The sequence below is a fragment of the Bradyrhizobium sp. CCGUVB1N3 genome, from assembly GCF_024199925.1.
Taxonomy (GTDB): Bacteria; Pseudomonadota; Alphaproteobacteria; order Rhizobiales; family Xanthobacteraceae; genus Bradyrhizobium.
The window spans coordinates 7,427,403-7,447,593 of sequence record NZ_JANADR010000001.1 but is presented as its reverse complement, the minus strand read 5'-3'; the positions used below and the strand labels follow the sequence as shown (position 1 = coordinate 7,447,593).

Annotated in this window: 16 protein-coding genes and 1 pseudogene; 7 read left to right on the top strand and 10 right to left on the bottom strand. The window is 59.5% G+C overall.

Annotation, left to right across the window (positions count from 1 at the left end; genetic code table 11):
• Window positions 1-6: 6 nt before the first annotated feature.
• Entirely contained in the window at window positions 7-1,080 is a 1,074-nt protein-coding gene (locus NLM33_RS35495; protein WP_254103133.1) for an aromatic ring-hydroxylating dioxygenase subunit alpha, read from the bottom strand.
• Window positions 1,081-1,247: 167 nt separating this feature from the next.
• Here NLM33_RS35495 and NLM33_RS35490 point away from each other — a divergent pair, with 167 nt between their 5' ends.
• Window positions 1,248-2,213: a LysR family transcriptional regulator gene (locus NLM33_RS35490; RefSeq protein WP_254103132.1), complete on the top strand. Its 966-nt coding sequence runs from the start codon at window positions 1,248-1,250 to the stop codon at window positions 2,211-2,213.
• Window positions 2,214-2,738: 525 nt separating this feature from the next.
• The gene (locus NLM33_RS35485; protein ID WP_254103131.1) at window positions 2,739-3,251 is read left to right on the top strand and encodes an Mpo1-like protein; all 513 of its coding nucleotides are present in this window, start codon (window positions 2,739-2,741) and stop codon (window positions 3,249-3,251) included.
• 383 nt (window positions 3,252-3,634) lie between these two features.
• Here the strand turns inward: NLM33_RS35485 and NLM33_RS35480 are convergent, their stop codons facing one another.
• The 5 genes from NLM33_RS35480 to NLM33_RS35460 form a co-directional block, all read right to left on the bottom strand.
• The gene (locus tag NLM33_RS35480; protein ID WP_254103130.1) at window positions 3,635-4,453 is read right to left on the bottom strand and encodes a calcium-binding protein; all 819 of its coding nucleotides are present in this window, start codon (window positions 4,451-4,453) and stop codon (window positions 3,635-3,637) included.
• 715 nt (window positions 4,454-5,168) lie between these two features.
• Entirely contained in the window at window positions 5,169-5,489 is a 321-nt protein-coding gene (locus NLM33_RS35475; protein WP_254103129.1) for a DUF736 domain-containing protein, read from the bottom strand.
• Between the two features lie 557 nt (window positions 5,490-6,046).
• Window positions 6,047-6,472, bottom strand: a complete 426-nt coding sequence (locus NLM33_RS35470; protein ID WP_254103128.1) for a hypothetical protein — start codon at window positions 6,470-6,472, stop codon at window positions 6,047-6,049.
• An 826-nt stretch (window positions 6,473-7,298) separates the two neighbouring features.
• On the bottom strand, window positions 7,299-7,544 hold the full coding sequence (locus tag NLM33_RS35465) for a hypothetical protein (protein WP_254103127.1): 246 nt from the start codon (window positions 7,542-7,544) through the stop codon (window positions 7,299-7,301).
• A gap of 1,096 nt (window positions 7,545-8,640) precedes the next feature.
• Window positions 8,641-8,901: a hypothetical protein gene (locus tag NLM33_RS35460; RefSeq protein ID WP_254103126.1), complete on the bottom strand. Its 261-nt coding sequence runs from the start codon at window positions 8,899-8,901 to the stop codon at window positions 8,641-8,643.
• A gap of 103 nt (window positions 8,902-9,004) precedes the next feature.
• Between NLM33_RS35460 and NLM33_RS35455 the strand changes: the two genes are divergently transcribed.
• Entirely contained in the window at window positions 9,005-9,211 is a 207-nt protein-coding gene (locus NLM33_RS35455) for a hypothetical protein (protein ID WP_254103125.1), read from the top strand.
• A 278-nt stretch (window positions 9,212-9,489) separates the two neighbouring features.
• Here NLM33_RS35455 and NLM33_RS35450 read toward each other — a convergent pair whose 3' ends face one another.
• Window positions 9,490-10,428, bottom strand: coding sequence for a DUF2493 domain-containing protein (locus tag NLM33_RS35450; protein ID WP_254103124.1), 939 nt, complete (start codon window positions 10,426-10,428; stop codon window positions 9,490-9,492).
• 562 nt (window positions 10,429-10,990) lie between these two features.
• Here NLM33_RS35450 and NLM33_RS35445 point away from each other — a divergent pair.
• A complete protein-coding gene (locus tag NLM33_RS35445) occupies window positions 10,991-12,853 on the top strand; it encodes a trehalose-6-phosphate synthase (protein ID WP_254103123.1) in 1,863 nt (620 codons plus the stop codon).
• 742 nt (window positions 12,854-13,595) lie between these two features.
• Here NLM33_RS35445 and NLM33_RS35440 read toward each other — a convergent pair.
• On the bottom strand, window positions 13,596-14,195 hold the full coding sequence (locus tag NLM33_RS35440; RefSeq protein ID WP_254103122.1) for a nucleotidyl transferase AbiEii/AbiGii toxin family protein: 600 nt from the start codon (window positions 14,193-14,195) through the stop codon (window positions 13,596-13,598).
• 88 nt (window positions 14,196-14,283) lie between these two features.
• On the opposite strand from NLM33_RS35440, the gene NLM33_RS35435 reads away from it, so the two are divergent.
• Complete coding sequence (locus NLM33_RS35435; RefSeq protein WP_371930022.1) at window positions 14,284-14,967, top strand: septation protein A; 684 nt, start codon at window positions 14,284-14,286, stop codon at window positions 14,965-14,967.
• Window positions 14,968-15,136: 169 nt separating this feature from the next.
• Here the strand turns inward: NLM33_RS35435 and NLM33_RS35430 are convergent, their stop codons facing one another.
• Window positions 15,137-15,394 (bottom strand): hypothetical protein, encoded by a 258-nt coding sequence (locus NLM33_RS35430; RefSeq protein ID WP_254103121.1) that lies wholly within the window; start codon window positions 15,392-15,394, stop codon window positions 15,137-15,139.
• Between the two features lie 664 nt (window positions 15,395-16,058).
• Here NLM33_RS35430 and NLM33_RS35425 point away from each other — a divergent pair.
• Together NLM33_RS35425 and NLM33_RS35420 are read left to right on the top strand one after the other, a co-directional pair.
• Complete coding sequence (locus tag NLM33_RS35425; RefSeq protein WP_254103120.1) at window positions 16,059-17,786, top strand: NEL-type E3 ubiquitin ligase domain-containing protein; 1,728 nt, start codon at window positions 16,059-16,061, stop codon at window positions 17,784-17,786.
• 263 nt (window positions 17,787-18,049) lie between these two features.
• A pseudogene (locus tag NLM33_RS35420) lies at window positions 18,050-18,200 on the top strand (IS5/IS1182 family transposase); the annotation flags it as partial.
• Between the two features lie 412 nt (window positions 18,201-18,612).
• Here NLM33_RS35420 and NLM33_RS35415 read toward each other — a convergent pair.
• Complete coding sequence (locus NLM33_RS35415) at window positions 18,613-19,248, bottom strand: Ulp1 family isopeptidase (protein WP_254103119.1); 636 nt, start codon at window positions 19,246-19,248, stop codon at window positions 18,613-18,615.
• Window positions 19,249-20,191: the final 943 nt, after the last annotated feature.

Sequence of the window (20,191 nt, the reverse complement as noted above, 5' to 3'; positions counted from 1 at the left end):
TTTCGCTTATTCAGCTGCAACGTCTTCGATCACGCCGCCCTGTTCGCCGGCCATCATCTGGTCGATCAGCCGCCGTGCCCAGAGCGCGCCCGCATCGATGTTGAGATCGTAAAAAGGCGAACGCGGGTTCTTGTCGATGGCGGCCTGCTGCGCCTCCAAGATCCTGTGATCCTGATCGTAGACGCCTGCCCCGCCATTGACGTGGGCGAGCTGGAGCGCTCTCGTCAGTTCCACATCATCCTTCCGATAATTTCGGACGAAGTTCCAGAAATAGTGGCAGGTCGTCTCGGTTTCGGGCGTGATCGCCGCCAAGAACGCGCCGCTGACGCCGTGCGAACGATCGCCTTGCGGCGCGCCCGTATTTGTCAGGGCGACGCCGACGTCGCCGACCACGACCGATGGTGCCTGAAACGTCACGATCTGCCAGCGATCGACGCGGCCCGGCCGTCCGAGCTGACGTCCCCAGAACGGGGGCGGCTCGATGTCGATCATCCAGCGCGTCATCGTCGCCGTGTTGTCCGTGTGGGTCACATCGAAGGGCGCAGCCGTGATCGCCTCGTCGCCGATGCTGCCGGCGTGCACATAGGTCTCGTGCGTAAGGTCCATGAGGTTGTCGACGACCAGGCGATAGTCGCATTTCAACTGATAGAACGTGCCACCCTCGCCAACCCATTGTGTGCCACCGTTCCAGTGAAAATCCGGAATTTTATCGGGGTCCGCAAGCGCAGGATCGCCGGGCCAGAGCCAGACCAGGCGATGTCGCTCAGCGACCGGATAGGCACGCACGCAAGCTGACGGATTGATCGTCTTCTGTGCAGGCATGTAGGAACAGCGGCCGGCCGAATTGAAGACCAGCCCGTGATAGCCGCACATGACGTCATCGCCCTTGAGATGTCCGAGCGACAACGGCAGCAGCCGGTGCCAGCAGGCATCCTCCAGCGCTGTGATCGCGCCATCCGTGCGGCGGTAGAGCACGACGTTCTTGCCGCAGATCGTGCGGGCGGAAAGCTCGCGGGCGATCTCGTGACACCATGCAGCCGCGTACCAGGCATTGAGCGGAAAGGGTTTGGGTGCGTTCATCGGGCAGCTATCTCCATGGTTCGGTCGATGGTCGCGGGCTTGCCGTCTTAACTCCCACTTTCGAGCAGATTGCGTTGGCAATGGTTGTCGAACAATCGGACAGAGTTGATATCCCTTATCTACTCTTTCGATATCGCATCGTTTTTCGCCGGGAGAGTCTTGAGGAGATGGCAAAGGATTGGGATCCATTCGCGATTGATTTTGCCGCGATCCGTACCTTGCGCCTGGTGTCGGAACTGGGGTCGTTTTCGAAGGCCGCCGAAGCACTCGGCACCAATCAATCGACGATCAGCTACACCATGGATCGGCTACGCGCGGCGTTCCGCGACAAGCTGTTCGTGCGCCAGCGCGGCGGCATCGCAGCAACGCCCCGCTGCATCGAGATCGTCGAATGTGCCAGCCGCCTGCTCGAAGGTTTTGAGGGCCTGATGCAGCCGACGGATTTCGATCCCGCAAGCGCGTCCGGGCGGGTGACAATCGCCTGCAACTATTACGAACGCTCGATCATTCTGCCGCGCACCATCGCCGAGATCAGGCGTCGGGCGCCGCGCCTGCTGCTGGAGATCAAGACGGCGCGCGCCAAAGGTATCGCGTATCTCAAACGCGGCGAAGCCGATCTTCTCCTCGGCCCCTACGACGTGCATGAGGATAGCCTCTATCATCGCCATCTGCTGGATGACCACTATATGTGCGTCATGCACCGCAGCCATCTGCTCGCCGGCAGGAGGCTGCGTGTCGACGACTATGTCAAGGCGGGCCACGCCGTCGTCACTTATGGCGGCACCTGGCGATCAGGTTATCTCAGAGGATTGGATGAACGCGGCCTCTCGCTCAACCAGGTGGTCACCGTGCCGAGCATTTCTGATCTCACCCACATTCTCCCCAGCACGGATCTGATTTCGACGGTGCCAAGTCGCATCGCTTCGAACATCGCCAAATCCGTCGTGGCCACGTCGTGTCCTTTCCCCGAGCCGTTTCAGATCGGGATGACCTGGACGTCCCGGACGCATCATTCCGCCGCCCACCGGTGGCTGCGGCAACTCATGGCTCGAATTGCCGGCGCTCTGCCATACAAGGCCGTTCTTGCCACGCCGTCCGGACGCAACCGCGGCAGCGCCGATGCGAGAACTTGACTTGCCTGCCCGCCGGCACGTCGGTCTCTCCGCGGCTTTCGAATTTTCGTTCCCCCCTCCTCTATTCTCACGAAGCCGCCGACGTGCCGATGGCCCTTGCGCGGCGAACAGTTCCCGGCAGCTCGATCGGCCTCGTGAGTTCCAATCGGACGAGTTCTGGTCGTTACGCCGCGCGGATCGAAACGAGAAAACTCGATGTCCCCGGTGTCATGCTGCGCGGTTCAAAGAGCGCTGCTTCCTGCGGATCGAAGGGGCGCACCACACATACTCCTCGGTCTTGCTCCTCGGTCTTGCCCGGCCACCACGAAACGCACGTTCGGCGTTCGCCGTCTTCGCCATCGAACAGGTTCAAGCATCGAGAGAGCAGGTTATACGAATCTACCAAGTATGATGTTTTTGGTAGATTTGACGTGAGGCTTTCCTGCGCTTACGCAGGAGATGTTTTCGACAGTGGGCCAGCATATGCGTTTGGCAAACGATGAATTGCGCTGTGGCCGCGGACATAACGAGCAAGGCGAGCGCGCGATGAACTCCTCATTCCGTCGGCTGCTCGCCGATTACGTGGAGTATCGTCGCGATCCCTACAATTGCGCGATGCACGTCTTCGGCATCCTGTTCTTGTTCCTGGCTGCCAGTCTTCCGCTCAGTCTTTGGGTCATCACACTATACGAGATCCAGATCAGCGTGGCGACCATCGCGCTCACGCCTGTGCTGATCTTTTGGCTCGCGCTCGATTTCGAGCTTGGCGCCGCGATCCTTCCCGCTGTGATCGCATTGCGTGCAGCAGCCGCCGTGATCCTCAACCATGTGACGACCGTCGGGATGTGGTCGCTTACTGCCGCCATAATTGTGCTCGGTGTTGCATTGCTGATCATTGGGCACTTGGTGTTCGAGCGCCGGCGGCCGGCAATGATCGACAATCCGACCCACCTGTTGGTCGGACCCATGTTTGTCGTGGCGAAGTTGGTTGTCGCGCTCGGCTTTCGGCGCGATCTCGGCATCATCGTCGGGAAGCGTCGCCCGACCTCTTCCCGGTGAACCATGCTTTCTTGCCACCGTCGTTTCGCAAGGGCCCGTTTGAAGGACTACGGCTTTGTGGCTGCAGGTCGGTGAAGGTACGGATATAGATTTCTACCCCGACCGCGAAGTGTGAACACCTCGTTGGATTTGCTTTGTGGTGCGTTCAGCCAGCCCGGGCTCGATGATTGATCCACGACGCAGACGTTGGCGTAGATTCGGTATGATGCCGTGGCTGTTGAGCGAGCTACGCTCCGATCTTAGGTATCTTGGTGCTTTCGAGACAGATCGTGAGCGCAACATTGAAATTTGAAATCATCTTCATCGAGGTGCGGCAGCATCCTTGTTGCGCCAGAGGAGTGATGGCACAAAGCGTCCCGCCGAGATGGCGGGACGTGGCTCGATCAGACGAAGGTAAAGTCTGACGCGGTCAGGTGCAGATGGGCCAGATCGGCCACACCTTGAAAGCTGCCCAGATGGGCGAATTCGTCCACGTGGTTCGCGGACGTGACAAAGGCCAAATTCGCGGTTTGGGTCTGGTAGTCGTGGTAGACGATGATGTCGCCGGCGCTCTCGTGGGAGATCGCACTCGCCGCCTGAGTACCGGAGGCGAAAGACCGATCAGTGATTACCACCACGTGTTCGCCATTGGCACCGAAGGCCGGGCCGCTGTAAAACGTGTCAACCGGATAGCCCGGCTGCTCACTGGCGTGGTTGACGAAGTTCGCTCTGGATCCGTCGTTATAGAGACCCACGGCATCAAAGGCGAGAGTGTCCTGCGCCGGATCGAAATCCCAGATGCTGGTATTGTCCGGATCCGGCCCGTACTTCGGGTCGAGCCCGGGGATCGGGTCGTGGAACTGGAAGACAAAGGTGTCGTGGCCGGAGCCACCGCTCAGAAAATCCCTGCCGTCACCGGCAAAGAGCACATCATCGCCGGGGCCGCCGTAGAGCTTGTCATTGTCTACACCGATGATGCGCGGTTGGTCGCGGTTATTGCCGCCGTAGTCGCCGCCATAGAGATAGTCGTTGCCCTCTTCGCCGAAGACCTGGTCATTACCGGCACCACCGAAGACCCGGTCATTGCCCTCGCCGGCCGAGATGGAGTCGTTGCCAGCCCCCCCGTCGATCCAGTCATTGCCGCGGGGATCCATCATCAGATCGTCGCCGCTGCCGCCGAAGAGGCTATTGTCACTCGAGCTCCCCCAGATAAACCTTTCCATCGCAAATGCTCCTTAGGATTCACCCCCATGTCGCTGCCCGATGCCTTCGTATTCCTCGTTAGGACGACTAAAGAAAATCGATTGTGTTGATGGATATCATTTACATTGCGAATGCATTCATATGCGCCTCACGGGCTTAGACTTGCACGTGTTCTCCGTCATCTAGGGTCCGTCACCATTCATCAATGAGAGTCGAATGCTCGTGATTGACAACTGCTGCAACCAAAGGCGCGCGCGAGGGCGAAACCTCGCCCCATCATGCTGATGGTGACGTTCTCGGTGGGCAAGTTTCTACATTCCTTGATGCGTCAATCGAATAATCGCGCGATAAAGCTCGCAGAATTTATGAACCGAGAACTGATGTCGTCTCCCTTGGGTCTCCAAGAACCGGAAACCAAGCCCAGAGAGCGGAGCGGGCGACCTGATGCCTAACGCCTGAATGGCCGGACATCTCAGTCGCCGTTAGATTGTTCCGGTTCTTGAGAGACGAAACGTGCCTTTGGCCTCGTTGATCGTTTTCGGCCGCGCTTTCGTGGTCCGCCTGCCCCGTTCGCTTCGGGCGCAAGACGTAGTACCGGCCAGCCGATGCCGCCGATGCTCGCCGATGGCAACCTTATTCTTGGCCATAAGCCCTTCTCGCACGCGACTTGGGTGCGCTCTACCCAAAAGAACGCCCCGCCCGAGTAGATCGGGCGGGGCGTAGGTGTTGTGAGGCTTACTCGCCGGTCTTGCGCGGCCGCGACCAGAGCAGCGTACAGCCTTCGCCGTCTTCATCGTCGAAGAGGTTGGCGTAGATCGGCGCGTTGAACGAGGGGTCATCGAGCTTGAGCGAGAGGTAGTCGCGGCCTTCCTCGGAGCGCTTGGACCAGGCCGCCCCGATTTCTGCCCGGCCCACATAGACGCGGTGGCTGGGAGCGTTCTCGTTTGAGCGGTTGGCCTCGGCGACGATGCGGACGCCCCTGGCCTGCAGGCTCAGCGTGACGATCTCGCCCTGGAAATCGGAGCCGACCTTCTTGAAAGAACCGATGGTAGCCATGTCACTTCTCCTTGGTTTGTGTCGAGCCCCGCGACCACCGCGGCCTCGATGGCGATCTGACAGCCGAAGACGATCGGCGACGCACCCGCGTCTTTCCGCGGGCCGGAGCGTTAGGCGGAGGATGCCGGCGGGGAGACTTTCTTGTCTCGCGAGGAATGGGCGTTAGCCCAGGGGAAGAAAGTCTCACCGGCGGCATTGCGTCTCAGACGATCGAGGCGCAGCCGGTCTTCGGCCAGATCAAGCCAACGAGGCGAGGTGCGTCCGAGCGCTGAACACAGACTTAAGCGGGAAAAGACGTGGCAGACCTCGCTTTGCAACACAAGAAGGCGGCAGGTTTCGGCGCAGAGAAAGAAAGAGCGTGCGGGAAAAGGCGACATTGCCGCCAGGCAAAAAGCCGCAACCAAGCCCCTCCCACTGGCCCGTGTCAGGGCCGAATGAGGCTGGCAGAGTCCGATTGAGCGCGACGAAGTCCGCCCTTCCCCGAAAAGCTCCTGCAATGAGGCCTCGGCACCCACAGAGGAAAAGCAACCCAGATGTAGCGGCCAGGGACGATTTCCTCAGGCGTCGCGGACGAGAGAGCCGGTTGACGCAGAATTGGTCAACCTGCTCGGCGCCGCATCTGGCCCGCTCAAGACAGTGATCTGCGTCCAGGCCTTCGAGGCGATGAAGATTGCGCCGACGCATGCGAAGGCCTCACGCCAGAACGGCGAGGATACGCCGATCTGCGATAAGGCGAGCATGACATGGTATCCAGAAATTCCTGCCGGAATGGCAAATACTCCGCCAATCATGCCGCGCAAGATGATCGGCCGCGCCACAGAATGGGCGAATTGACCAATGGCGAGCATCGAGGCGGCACTGATGATGGCGACAATGAGCGCGCCAGTCATCCCGGCGCCGCGCTCCAATGCCATTGCAGCGGCGCTGACCGCAACAAAGAATGGGAGGGCATAGACTGCGAGAGCAAAGATCAGCCAGAACAAGAGGCCGAGCCCAACGAGATTGAGGGCAAGTCCAAGGGCAAGCACGGTGGTGGTTCCCGCTCAAGAGAGTACGGACTGCGCCTTCCACCACCACCACGGCGCGACTGATTGTATAGAACCAAAACGTGATCAAATCGCGGCGCAAACTCCGCATCATATGGAGATGCAGGTTTTGTAGCGATTGAGGTCTCGAGGACAATTCGCCCGTTGCGTCCGATTCTGGTTGGAATCGACCAAAGCGGACTTGCGAGCGGTCCTTGGCGAACTTCCAAACCGGATCGCGTTCTAGCCCGATAGCGTTTGCGGAGTTAGAAACCCCTTTCACCCTCCGCAAGTGCCGCTACTCGCCAGATGCGTCTGGCACCACATCAGCGTTTTGGCGAGCTCGAGCGCTGGACAGGAACGAAGCGTCTCGTTCGAACGGATCTTCGCCCCATCGACGATTGACATGAGACCGACGAAAGCTCTGCATTCACCTGCAGCGCCCGCTTGGCTGGTGCGTCAAACACGACAAGGTGATGAAAAGGGCCGATCGACGATAGCGAGGCGCTGCTCGCCACTTGTGATCCTGCGCGCCGAACACGGAAAAGCATCCGATCGAAAATCGCGCTGTGATCGTGCCCCGCCCTTGCGGCCGAGGGATGCCGGTTTCGCAACAGCTCCCTTAGGCTCCCTCGCAACGGTATCGAAGGCACAATGATTGGCATCGCTGCACAGATCAAAGACAGGATGGGCTAGTCAGACCGCGAGCTGGACCGACATCCTGCTTCCTTCCGTCACTCAGATCGTGTGATGAGCGAGGCGTGAGGGAGCCTCGTGCGTCAATTCAGTGTGGGTGCCCCTCGCCTCGGCCGATGAACTCCAACACCGTCTCGGCCTTGTTGATCTCACGTGAGATACGCTCCAGTACCCGGATCGCAGATGCCTGCGTCGGGATCAGACCCGCTCTTTCGTACGCAAGCTCCAAATGATGCATCACCTGTTCGTGGGTTGGAGCGGCCCGGCTCTGCAGCGCGCTGATTGTCAACGATGCGAGCATGTGCTCGACCACGCTTTTTTCGGCCTGAATCAATACTGCTTGCCTCTCTGGTCGTTTTCGACTTTTTGAGATCGATTATCGGCAAAAGTGTGTGCATTCCGAACCATCGGCGCGCCGATGGTGCGCGTACGTTGTGGATTGGCAACGCGAATGATGCGGAGGATTTCGCCGAAGGACCCCGACATCCGCGGACGAACAAGTGCTGGCAGGGGAAAGCAACTGGCAAAGATCAGGCCAAGGCATCCGTCCAAGGCATCTGTCCAAGGTATCTGTCTAAGGCATCCGTCTTGGCTCGAAGCGAGTCGCTCGAGGATTCAGTCAAGACAGCGAAAGAACGATCAGAAATCGTGACACGAATCCGAATCTTGGTCGGTTGTGTGCGCGTCGCACCGTTCTGCGTACCGGGCTAGCTTGTCGTATTCCTCGGCGACTTTTAGGAGCCTGTCTCTGGGTTTGCCGGGGCTGAGCAAATCCGCTTTGAGACGCGTTGCGAGCGCACGACTGCGCCAGAGGTGTGGATCGTAGATTGGTCTGTATGGCATGTCGGCGACGATGCATTTCGCAGATCAAGAAAGTACGACGGCCGACCTCCGTATCATTACGTAGGTTGCGATTCGAAAGACCAGAGCTCACTCATCTTGAAGGCTGGCGGCGGACGCGCACGCGCTTATGGGATGAGTTGGCGCTCGTCATCCGCAACGTCGGTTCCGGCGGGCGCGAGGTCGTGATGATGCGGGAGGTGATTTGCCGTGAGCACAAACTGGAACCGGCGCACCGGTAACAAACGTCGGCGATGCCGCCTCGTTCGCAACTGGCGCGCCTGGCGGAATCCGAAACAACCGCTTTCGCGGTACCGGCCAACAGCTTTGCCGAATACGCGACAGAGCCGGATCCGACGATCAGGTTGGCCTGGCTTGCTCTCGTAAGCTCGCGGCCGCTGTTCGCCTTCGCCGGATGGTGGCAGCTGCCTATCCGTTTCCCCATTCGGCGCCGTAGAGCCTACGCATCTCGGCATAGGCACGGCGGATCATTGCGCACTTGATCAGACGGTCCACGATTACGCAGGCAGCAAGCGCAAATAGGCCGGCCATACAATCGTTCGCCCAACTCCAGTAGACATTCGAAACCATCACGGGGAAAACGCGACCAGCATCGCACCTTTGCGGATCCATCGCATTTTGTAGAAATCGCCCAGCCGAGCGCGCACCAAAAGCTGCACATCCGACCAAAAAATAATAACAAGACGTCGCAGAAATTCTTCGCTCGCCTCCATCGGCAGGTGCAGGAACTCAACGTAAAAGCCGGAGCGCGCGAGGAAAACATGCGCCGAGTCGACATCATGTCCGAGGATACAGCGGGCGGTGGCCGGCCAACGATTCACATTTGTCATGGCAGCGCCTTCTGGATATGTGTTGCTTGGCGTGTGTTGCTTGGCGTGTGTTTCTTGGTGTGTGTTTCTTGGCCTGTGTTACCTTCCTGCAATGAGCGTTGAGATGGAAAACTGTGTGATTGTGCGTGCTTACGGAAGAGTACTGGATCAGTTGCGCGAGGAGGCATCCCGCGTTTCCAAAGGACACAAGGCGGACTGGTGGATCGAGCGTGGTGACAAAGGGGTGCGCTTTTGCTTCGAGGACGCCGAAGCGAAAAAGGCGTTTGCGTCGATCTGCGAAAATCTCGCTATTTCGTACACGGAAGCTTAGACAGGCGATCCAAATCAAAGGCCGGCTGGAAAATAATTGATAGATACCGCCGGGATGACTTGGCGCCCGTTATGCGCGCGCTTTTTTCGGCACGGCAACGACCGGAGCAGCACTCTTTCTGGATCACTGTCCGCGTGAATAGTGGAACTCCAAGGAAGCGAACAAGGAACGGAGAGGACCGACCCACCGGCTCGGTGTCTCGATGCACCATCGACCCCTGCGCCATCGATCCTTTCAGCGTGCCATGCCATAGCTTTCAGCGTCAACCAGGACGGCGCTCACGCGCCGTCCTTGCCAAACTTCCAGACCGGGATACCGAGCTTCTTCGCCTTGTCGGCGAGGTTGTCCTGGATGCCTGTGCCCGGAAAGTGCATGACTCCGATCGGCATGATGTCGAGCATCGCGTCGTTACGCTTGAATGGTGCGGCCTTTGCATGTTTCGTCCAGTCCGGCTTGAAGGCGATCTGCGGCACCTTGCGATGGCTGGCCCATTTGGCAGCGATCAATTCGGCGCCTTTCGGTGAGCCGCCGTGCAGGAGAACCATATCGGGATGTTTTGCGTGGACCTTGTCGAGGCGATCCCAGACGAGCGAAACGTCGTTGAATTCGAGCCCACCGGTGAGTGCGACCTTTGGCCCAGGTGGGAACAACACCTCGGTTTCGGCCCTACGCCTGGCAGCGAGAAAATCGCGGCTGTCGATCATCGCGGCGGTGAGGGTACGATGGCTGACCATTGACCCGGAGCGCGGCCGCCAAGGCGAACCGGTGTGGACTTCGAAGCGTTCGGCAGCCTGGTCGCGAAAGAGCTCCATGGCGTTGCGGCGTTCGATGAGCGTCATGCCCTGGGCGATGAGTCGTTCGAGCTCGACGGATCGTACCTCCGAGCCGTTCTGCTCGCGTTGGCTCTTCTGCTGCGCCTGCTCGTTGGCGTCGAGCTCGTGTTCAATGCGGCCCGCTGCGCGATGGAAGAGATTGACGGTCGACCAGAGCAAGTCCTCGAGGTCAGGTTCCAGGCGCGTGTCATTCAACGTCGAGACGAGCGCATCGAAGATATCGGCGACGGCGCCGGTGATCGCCATGCTATCGGGAAGCAGCCGTGGATCGGGCTCGTCATGCAAGGGACGATATCCGAAGAGTTGAAGTTCGGCGAGAACGTGATCGGTCGGGGACGAAGCAAAGAGCGGCTCGAATTGAGGGTCGTCGTTGTCGGTCGTCATGGTGAGGTCCTTTGTCGGATCGGCCGCGCCCATCGCGGCCTTCGTGGCGATCACATGACGGCGAGCGGAACGGAACAGCACCCGTAGCAAAGCGGAGGGCCGAAGCAGAGCGGAGGATGGCAGAGGCACAGCTATTTTGATTCGCGATGCAAAGGCGCGGAACGCGCCGGCGGAAAATAGCTGTGTCGCTGCCATTGCCGGCCCGTACCGCTTGCCGTTCGATCGCCTTCTAGAAGGCAAGGGGGGCGGCTCTATCCGCGCGGCGACCCCACAGGGGCGATCATGACGAGCATCGCTAAGATCATCCGCATTGAACCGACATCGAAACGCGACCGGACGCATGAATTGCGCGGCGGCTTTCATTTTGGAGCGGATCAACGAGATCAGCTCTCGTAGCAGGCGCTTCAGTGCGATACCGGCATCCACATGTGGAGCAAGAAGCGTGAAGATGGCGAAAGGACACGAGGGGGGCACTGGCTCCAACACTCGTCAGCTTCCAGAAAGCTATGCCTGCTAGCTGACAAGGAAACTCTGCGAGGCTGTATCAAAACGGAGATACGGAATGGATCGAATTTCTGACACACTCAACGCAGCAGCGTCGGTTCCCGATAGTACATCATTCGCCACTGAGCAACATGAACGAATGGATCAGGCGGTCTTCGACCAGCAACTGAGCGCGCCACCACCGGGACAAGAGCCACAAGGCGATACAGGTGCTGCCGGTCCTGGTGTCTCGGTGCAGTCCGAGGTCAACCGCAATGCGACAGCCCAGCAATCAGACATGAAGCTTGTCGTCATTTCGAACCGCGTTTCGCCCTTCGACCCCACTAAAGCCCAGACCGGGGGGCTTGCCGCGGCCCTCGAGCCCGTCGTGGAACGCTCCGGCGCGATCTGGATAGGCTCGTCGGACAAGCGGAGCGATCAGATTGACCGGTCCCTGTCGCTCGAGAAGATTGGCGAAGGTCACGTGGCCAGGCTCGATCTGCCGAAAGGGCCCCATCGTGGCTATTATCGAGGTTTTTCGAATTCGATGCTGTGGCCGGTGCTCCACTCCCTCGCCGACCGCATCTCGGGCGAGGAAGGTGACTATGAAAGCTATCGCGCAATCAACGACCATATCGCGCAGGTGGCGTTCAACTTGCGGGATCGGGACGCATTCTGGGTGCATGATTATCATTTGATTCCGCTCGCGGCTGATCTGCATAAAATCGGCGTCGACCGGCCGACCGGCTTCTTCCTCCATACGCCATGGCCGACGCCTGACATGATCGAACGAGTGCCCAATCATCGTAAACTGATGAAATCGATGCTGGAGTACGATCTGATCGGCTTTCAGACAAAACGGGACGTGAGCAATTTCCTTGCCTGTCTGAAGTCACATCTCGGGCTGGAGAGCAAGGATGGCGTAGTGCTCACGGAGCGTGGCCAGTCGCGATGTCATAATTTTCCAATCAGTATCGATCCGAAGCAGTTCACAGAACATCTTCCTGCAGAGCTTCCTGCTGAGGAGGAAGCAAAAATCTCGTCTTTGCTGGAGCAGCTCAGTGGCCCCAAGCTTGCGATCGGCGTCGACCGGCTCGAGTATACCAAGGGTATCGACAAGCGGGTCGAAGCCTTCAACCACGTGTTGGCGGCCAATCCGGGCAGCATCTCGCTCCTGCAGATCGCGCCCCCCTCACGCGCCGACATCGAAGCGTATCAGGAGTATAGCAAAGATGTCGAGAAAGCGATCAACCAAGTCAATGCCGAGCATAGCACGGACAATTTCAAACCGGTCCACTACAAGAACGAACCCTTCAGCCAGGCTGCACTCGCCCGTCTTTACCGCGCCGCGGACGTTGGTGTTGTGACGCCATTGGCCGACGGCATGAATCTGGTGGCAAAAGAATATGTTGCCGCACAAGATCCGGACGATCCCGGCGTTCTGGTTTTGTCGAAGTTTGCCGGTGCGGCTGAAGGGTTCAATGAGGATGAAGCACTGCTCATAGATCCGAACCGCCCGGAAGACATCGCAGTCGCGATATCCAAGGCGGCAGAGATGCCGCGCGATGAGCGTATCAAGCGCTGGCGGTCGATGATGGACAAACTTGAAGCCTATACAATCCACGATTGGGCGGCGGACTACCTTGCGAAGCTGGACGACAGCCGGGTCACCCTGCCGGCCGATCACTTCCCATATCTCGGTCTAGGCTGGACCAACGAGATTCAAATGCCCAAGCACCCGGACTATTTAACGGAGGCGGCCGCCTACGTGGGGGTGGATCCGGCCGATGTCGAGTTGAAGGAGGCTGCCTATGCCGATATGAAGACGGCCTTTGACGAGTTAGCGGGCTCGCTGACGCACACACAGGATCGACTTTGGGTGCTGCCGAACAATGGTGTAGACCAAATGGGAGGCGCGACCGAAGGATCGATCGAGCAATAGGATCGTCCTTGGTCAAAACTGAAAGATGCCTCAGCACTCCAGCTGCATTTTTACCTGGGATCGGCTTTGCCATCGATGCGTGGAATTGCGCTGACCCTCCGCCTCGAAAACGAAAGGAGTTGCAAGCGCGAGCAAGAGAGTCACAAAAGCGCGATGTGTCATTCTGTGGTCGATGACGAGACTGTCGCCTGGGGCCAGGCGTGCGCCAGGGGCGCATCGCCTCATTGAAAATGGCACCCGCAAGAGCGTGAGCATAGCGACGCCGAAGGCGGCACGCGGGACCGAGTGCCGCGAGGAGACCGGTTAAAAGGGCACCCGGGACAGGGGCAGTGATAGCGACGCCGGCATACTTCGTCATGCCGGCGGGCCCCTTTCCCGAGTGTCCCCGGCGAGGAGCTCAGGATGTCTTACGCGAGGGATTGCTACCCGAAGGGGCCAAGACCCAAGGCTCGGCGAGCGCAGCGAGTAAAGCCCGGGCCGCCATTGGCGGACGCGCCCACAAAGCCAGTCCGCACCCCCGCTTCCCGCGATCATGCCATTGGGAGGATCGGCAGGCTCGTGCCGATTCAGAGCAGCCGCAGGGCCGTGCTCACCTTGCGCCCCCGCAATGGCGGTCAGCGCGATCGGCATGCCTAAAGCGCAGTGAGATTGGGAGCGTGGTCTTCGCACTTCGGACTCTTATGATTTCCGCACGAACGCGCCGCGCGCGTCGCCAGGGAACGCCGCTTCACACGTGTCCAAATCATGCTCTGGCTAGGAGAGCGCGGCTTGCCGGTGCTGATCGGCGGCGGCGGCCTATTCGGGTGTTCGATCTCGCAGGATGGCCGAGTCCGACCTTCTCGTTTCCGGATTTCGGTCGATTGTTCAAGGTCGCTTCTGCGATTCGTTCGATGATGTCTTGAAACGGTGGGATTTCTCCGAAGATCATGCCGTCCATCTTGTCGTAATCTTCCTCCAGGGGGCCGAGCATGCCCTCGGGTGGCGCGATGCCGAACGTCCCGGGAGTAGCCAGATCGAGGTCGAGAGGCTTTCGATCGAAATAAGGACGAGGGTGATCAGCGCAGCTCTTCGCGAGCTCGAGATCGGCCATCGCACTCATGCCATGTTCTGAAGCGAGGAGCAGATAGACGTCGTAAGAGTGACGCGAGAGCCGCTGCCCATCCTTGTAGAGTTCGTCTCTGTTTTGAAACCAGTGCCGCTGTCCGTGAAGAATGATGATCTTGTCCCAAAATGACCGTTGCGGCTTGATCGTGAGCACGTTTTGGATTGCAAGATTTAGCCCCTCCGCTTCTGTTGCGAGGCAAGCAGCGTGCCGAACCGAGGCTGCGGTTAATGCAAGCATGCCATGCGAAGAGCGGGACCTGCCTACGCAACATTAAATTGCATATTCTATGTCTTAGCGTTATGCGGGTACGAAAGATGGATTTGAAATGGTGACAAACGCAGTTCATGGACAAGACTCACCGCGTAAGATGTTCTTCTTAACCGAGCTCGGTCCGCTGATCGTCTTCTATGGTGTGAACGCGAAATTTCAGCTGTTCGCGGCTACTGCCGCATTCATGGGGGTGACTGTCCTGGCAGAGATCGTCTCCCTCGTGGTGAAGGGTTACATGCCGATCACAGCGCTGATCACCTGCGTCAGCGTGCTGGTATTCGGTACGCTGACGCTGGTGATGCATGACGAGACGTTCATCAAGCTCGATGCAACAGTCGTCAGCGCACTGCTTTCGGCGGTTCTCGGCGGTGGACTTCTGTTTGGCCGCTCCTTCATTGTGGTGCTATTGGATCACATTTTCAATCTGACACCGAAGGGCTGGCGTATCCTCACCCTCCTCTGGGCGGCGTTTTTCGCAGGCATGGCGATCTTGAACGAGGTCATCTGGCGAACCCAGAGTACGGATGTCTGGGTGACCTTCAGGGTGTTCGGCGTAACGATCTTGAGTCTGCTCTTCGCGACCGGTCTGATGCCGCTGACCAAGCGCTACCATGCCGCGCCTGTGTCGCGTTCCGCTCAATCATCTCCTGTCCAAGTCCACCAGCAATTGCCCGAATCGAAAGATGTCGAGGGTGTGCCAGGCGAACACGATTCGATTGGACCGACCGGCGAACATTGAATCAAGCGGCATAGCTTTCGGCATGATCCTAAGACTGATTGGATCAGAATCGAAACAAAGCGGTGCACAAAGCAGGAAGCATCCGGCGTCACCGTCCCGGCGAAGTTCCTGCCTTGCATGTCCGTTCGGCGTTGCCCGTTATGAGCCTCGATTCGCAGATATAGATGCGTCAATGCTGCAATTCGCTGCAGCATTGCTGATTCGGCAGCGGCGAGCTGATGTCTTGCGCCTCGTGAAACGGCGCCGATAGAATGAGCGTCCGCTGGAAGTCGTGCACTGGAATTTGGGGGGAGCGGGTCACCTCTAGCAATCGGCGCAATATTGTGGAGGAGGTCGCCAACGATGGCCGTGCAACAACGGAAGTCACGGCGCTCTTTCGCATGATGAGCTTCTGCTCATTGAAGAACGACAAGCGGGCGACCGTCACTGCCGCATCGCATGCCCGGCGCGCCCGTGCTGCGGAGTGGACTCGATCAAGTCGAGCAGTTGTCGTTCAGACGTGCATCCCTTGCTTTTCTTTTCTTTCGTCCGCACCGTCTGGCTGGCGCGGGCCGAACAGCGCGAGGCCGGCCGCGCCCCCCAAAGCGCACCAAGCTCGCCAACCGTGAGCGCAAGCTGCCGGCACGCCGCCATCGGCACCTGTCAGCTCGAAGCTCTGATTGACAGTTGCCGGCTTTTCTTCAGCGGACTGCTGGCTTCGAAATCTTCGAGAGTTCCATCCGTGCAATTTGGGATCGTTATGGGGTTTGTCAGCTTATCGACAGCAAAACCGGTCAGAGCATGAGAACGTCTCGATCTGGACAGACAGGCCCGGCCTGATCAGCTCAGATCTGGCAGAGGGGAATGATGGATCCCTTTAGCAATCTGAAGCGATTGGAAACTGAGATTTGGTGCGGACGCGCTATCTCTGGCAGCACTGCTCGGTGGGTAAAATGGAGAAACGTGTTGGGCGGTGTTTGACGGGAGCCGATCTTTTATTCGCCTGCTTCATCAGTCGTGGTGATCACCACCAGCGGTGACAGCCGCGAGCTTCGAACAGCGCCGCTCCGGCGCATTCCCTTAATGATTTGGCTACCGAAGAGACGGCCTCGATGAATACAGAACAGGTGCAGCTTGGCGCCGGCGCCGCCTCGGAATCTTCCGAGATCGAAACGTCCGATTCCGAAACCTCCGAACCTGGGTCTCCCGCCGCGGCGCGATGGGCCGAAGCCTTGACGAATACGCGGGTATCTGCCGCCGACCCCGGCTCGTCCCAGGATCAGATCTTGGCGGGTTGGGCTGCCGAAGAGAGGCAGGCAGAAGGCGAGAACCGGCAAGAGGCGGTTAGTCGAACCAGTGATTGGCGGGAGCAGGGCGATGTCCATGAGAGTCTGGATCTATCTTCCTTGTCCCTGACCGCCTTGCCCGCCCCCCTTCCGACCGATCTCCGGCGGCTCTACGCCATCAGCAACAGGCTGACCAGCCTGCCCGCAGGCCTGCCACCCCGGCTCCGGCGCCTGATGGTCGACAATAACCAGCTAACGCATCTGACCGCCCTTCCGCCAACGCTTCGCGAGTTGGATGCCAGCGGCAACCGGCTGACCAGTCTGCCCGACTTGCCAGCCAGGCTCCAGCGCCTGAACGTCGACTACAATCAGCTTACCAATCTGCCCGAGCCCCTCCCCGCAGGGCTCGAATGGCTGAGCGCTGGCCACAACGGGCTGACCAACCTGCCCGAGACGTTCCCCGCCGAGCTCCTCTGGCTCGGCGCCCGCAACAATCAGCTGACCAGCGTTCCCGACACCCTGCTGACGCACCTAGGTCGCGAGTCCAGCGTTGATTTGGAAAATAATCCGCTGCCTGAGCCGGTGGTGACCCACCTGTCGGCAGCCATGCACGCCGGGGACTATGCTGGCCCGCAGATCTTTCTCTCGATGGACGAAGGCGCGGAGGAAGTTGAGCCGCGGCCCCTGCACGAGGTTGTCGCGGACTGGCTGGAGGGCGAGCCGGCGGCGGTAGCCGCCTGGCAACGATTCGCCCTGGAGCCGGGTGCCCAGGACTATGCACGTTTCCTCGACAGGCTCCGGGGCACTGTGAACTATAGCAATGACGCGTTCCGGCAGGCGGTGATCGAGGATCTGCGGCAGGGGATGGCAAGGCCGCCATTGCGCGAGCAGCTCTTCGAGCTGGCTTCCGAAGCAAGCATGAGCTGTGAGGATCGCATCACTTTGACCTGGAACCGCATGCAGACCGCACGCGTGAACGCTGACGTCGAAGAAGGCGCCTATGACGGTCGGCTCGACGAATTGCTCCAGCATGGCCGTGTCATGTTCCGCTTGGAAGCGCTGGACAGGATCGCGCGCCAGAGGGTCGATTCGCTCCGCCTTGCCGACCCGGACGCCGAGGTCGACGAGATCGAGGTCTATCTTGCCTACCAGACGCAGCTGCGCGAGCCGCTGGAGCTCCGGCACATCGCCCCGGACATGCGCTTCTTGAATGTCTCTCACGTCAACGAGGAAGACATTGCCAGCGCCGAGACCTCTGTGCGGAGCCAGGAGACGACGGGCTTTACGGACTATCTGGCAACGAGCTGGCAACCGTGGGAGACGGTTATGAGGCGCATCGCCCCCGAAGACCATGCCGAGATGCAGGCGCGGCTCGCCGAGGCGTCGGGCGAGGAGTTTCAAACCCGCCTGAACCAGGGGCTCGCGGAGCGTGGTCTGATAGGCGATCTCGATGCCGAACGGGGGCTCGGAGCCGAGATCATTAAAGAAATCGCCCGCGAGATCAAAAGTGAGGTCCTGCACCAGGTGCTCAGCGATCGCGGCATCGAACTGTGAAGCGTTCGTTGATTGCAAACGGTTGACGATGTCCGCTTCCACGTGACTCCGTCGCAATCGTGATCTTTGGGAGGACGGGGCGGCGCCGGATGAGTCGTCGGTGAAGAATGCGGATTGACCTGAGAAATAAGCAGGGTTGGTCTTGATATAGTATTCGATTTTACAGGAAGGCGGGGTGTTGGACCTCGCTTTCTTGCGTTTTAGGATTTTTCTTTTGGGCGATTCGTGATTCCCTGACGGCGTCGTCGACATTGGGGAATGCGATGAGCAAGCCGCGGGATGATCGCCAGAAAAACCTGTTGCTTCCGGCGCTCGATCAGATCATCGACATGGGTCATCCGCTGGTGCGGTTTGGCATCGCTGATCGACTGGAACATCCTGAATGAGCGCTTCAGTTCGATTTGCAAAGCAGGGTTTCGCAGCTCGGTTTCCATGACTGGTCGCGCCGCTTAAGCGCGATCAACCTTCCAAAACGGCCTACCCACGGACCGTCGTCGGATGCGTACCATTCGATGCAGCAATCATTGCTGCAATCATCGGGAGGTTTGCCAATAATCACGGTACGCCCGCACGGACCCGCACGCCATCAAAGCGCGAGCTCAGTTTTTCGTTCGCTCCTTGCGCCACGCGATGGTGCGCCAAGCTTTGGCCGGCAGGCCCAATCGCGAGCGCTTTGACCGTGGCCGGCTAATCTGACGGTCGTGACGCATCAGTTTCGGTGGACGGCTGCGGCCCGACCATGGCTTCAGCGACAAGGGACCGGTGCCGTAAGCCCAGGTCTCGGCGAGAGCCGCTCCAAGCCCAGCTCTATCAGTAGAGGCTGACGTCAACCCGCCAGTCGGTTTCGCAGTGCCAGCCGATCGACGATGAGGTTGTCAAGGTGCAGCTCGGCCGGCCGCCATCTTTCCGACAATCGGCTAACCAGCGTCCGCGTGCCATCCACCACGAAGACGCCGCAATCATAGTCGTTCCGCTGCTGGGTCATGCGGACGGACTCAAGGCGCGCACGCAGCCGTAGTGCGAGTCTTTCTGCAAGCTCATCGTTTTGTCCCCGGTGAGAGTCGTAGTGATAGGCAACTGGACTTGCCCGCTCGCGACGGTCAACGAGCAGCAGCGACCAGTGGGTGCCGCGGCGAACAGGATCCGAAGCACTGGCGTCGCTCACTGGCATGAACAGGAAGTCGGCTGTATCGTTACCACCGACATTTACAATGCGCTGGAAGGCGGCGAGCATCACGCTCGCAAGTCCCAGGCGCAGTTGATAGTGGGCGATGAGGGGATCGACGAGCCGCGTCCGGGCGGCAAGGTCCGGATCGTTCTGCTGCAAGTCCTGCATCAGCAGTTCGTAATCCCGCAGGATATGCTGGTCGCCCAGCCATTCCCCAGCGCCGAGCACCCGCCCGCTGCGATCGGGGGACGGCGCTTCCAACGCATCGGAGGTTGTGCTCGGAAACGCCGACACATCATGTGCATCATCTCGCAGGTCCTGCCAAATGGACGGCGACCAAGCGGGCGTCCCGTCGGGAAATAGACTCCAATCAAAGCTGGGCGGTATCTGTGGCGACCAAGTTGCCTCGGAGCGCGCAGATTGATCCGACTGCGACGATAGCCCCGACCAGGGGGGCGCGCCCAACGCGGCAGGTGGCCGCCCTCCGGCTTGGTCCACCTCGCACCAAAGCTGATCCTGGTCGTAACTGACCGTTTGCGACCCGGCAGTTTGATCCGATTGCAACGACGGTCCCGACCAAGAACCGTCCCACCCGGCCGTCGCCCGCGATCCGGCTTGCTCCACATCCCGCCAAAGCTGCTCCTGATCGTAATCGGCAAATTGCGCCCCCGCGGGGACCTGCCCTTGTTCCGCCGGGGATGCCCCGAGCGCCGCGTGAGGGTCCCCCCATTGTCCCCTGAACTCCGGGATATCGTCGGCTGATGACCGTGGAGCGGTTAGAAGCCGAGAATCGATCGAGTCCCTGTTCTCTGTTGGGCGCCCGCTGGAACGGGCCACATCATCGGTAACATGCCCGCCTTCCCCGGAGGGGCGACGACCTCGGGGCCCGAGATCAGGTAAAATTTTGGGCTCACGATACTCACGAAGGGCTACCAACGCCGTCTTCATCGTCCAGCTATTCGGGAATGACTTATTGACGTGAGCGACTAGAGAGTTGTGATCGATTGCAGTTATCGTTTGCTGAGGCCCGAGAGAGTCCGCGAGCTTGCGCAAGCTCCTAACATACACTTCGACGGTGCTCGGTTTCCATCCCCGGCGCGGAGTAGCGGCCAGGATCGCGCTGTCGATGAGACGCGCGTCTTCCTCAGAGACTTCCATAACTGGGCGCTGGTTAACTGGAGCACCGGGGTCGCGATACTTCCGAAGCGCGTTCAACGCGGTACCCATTTCCGCGTCA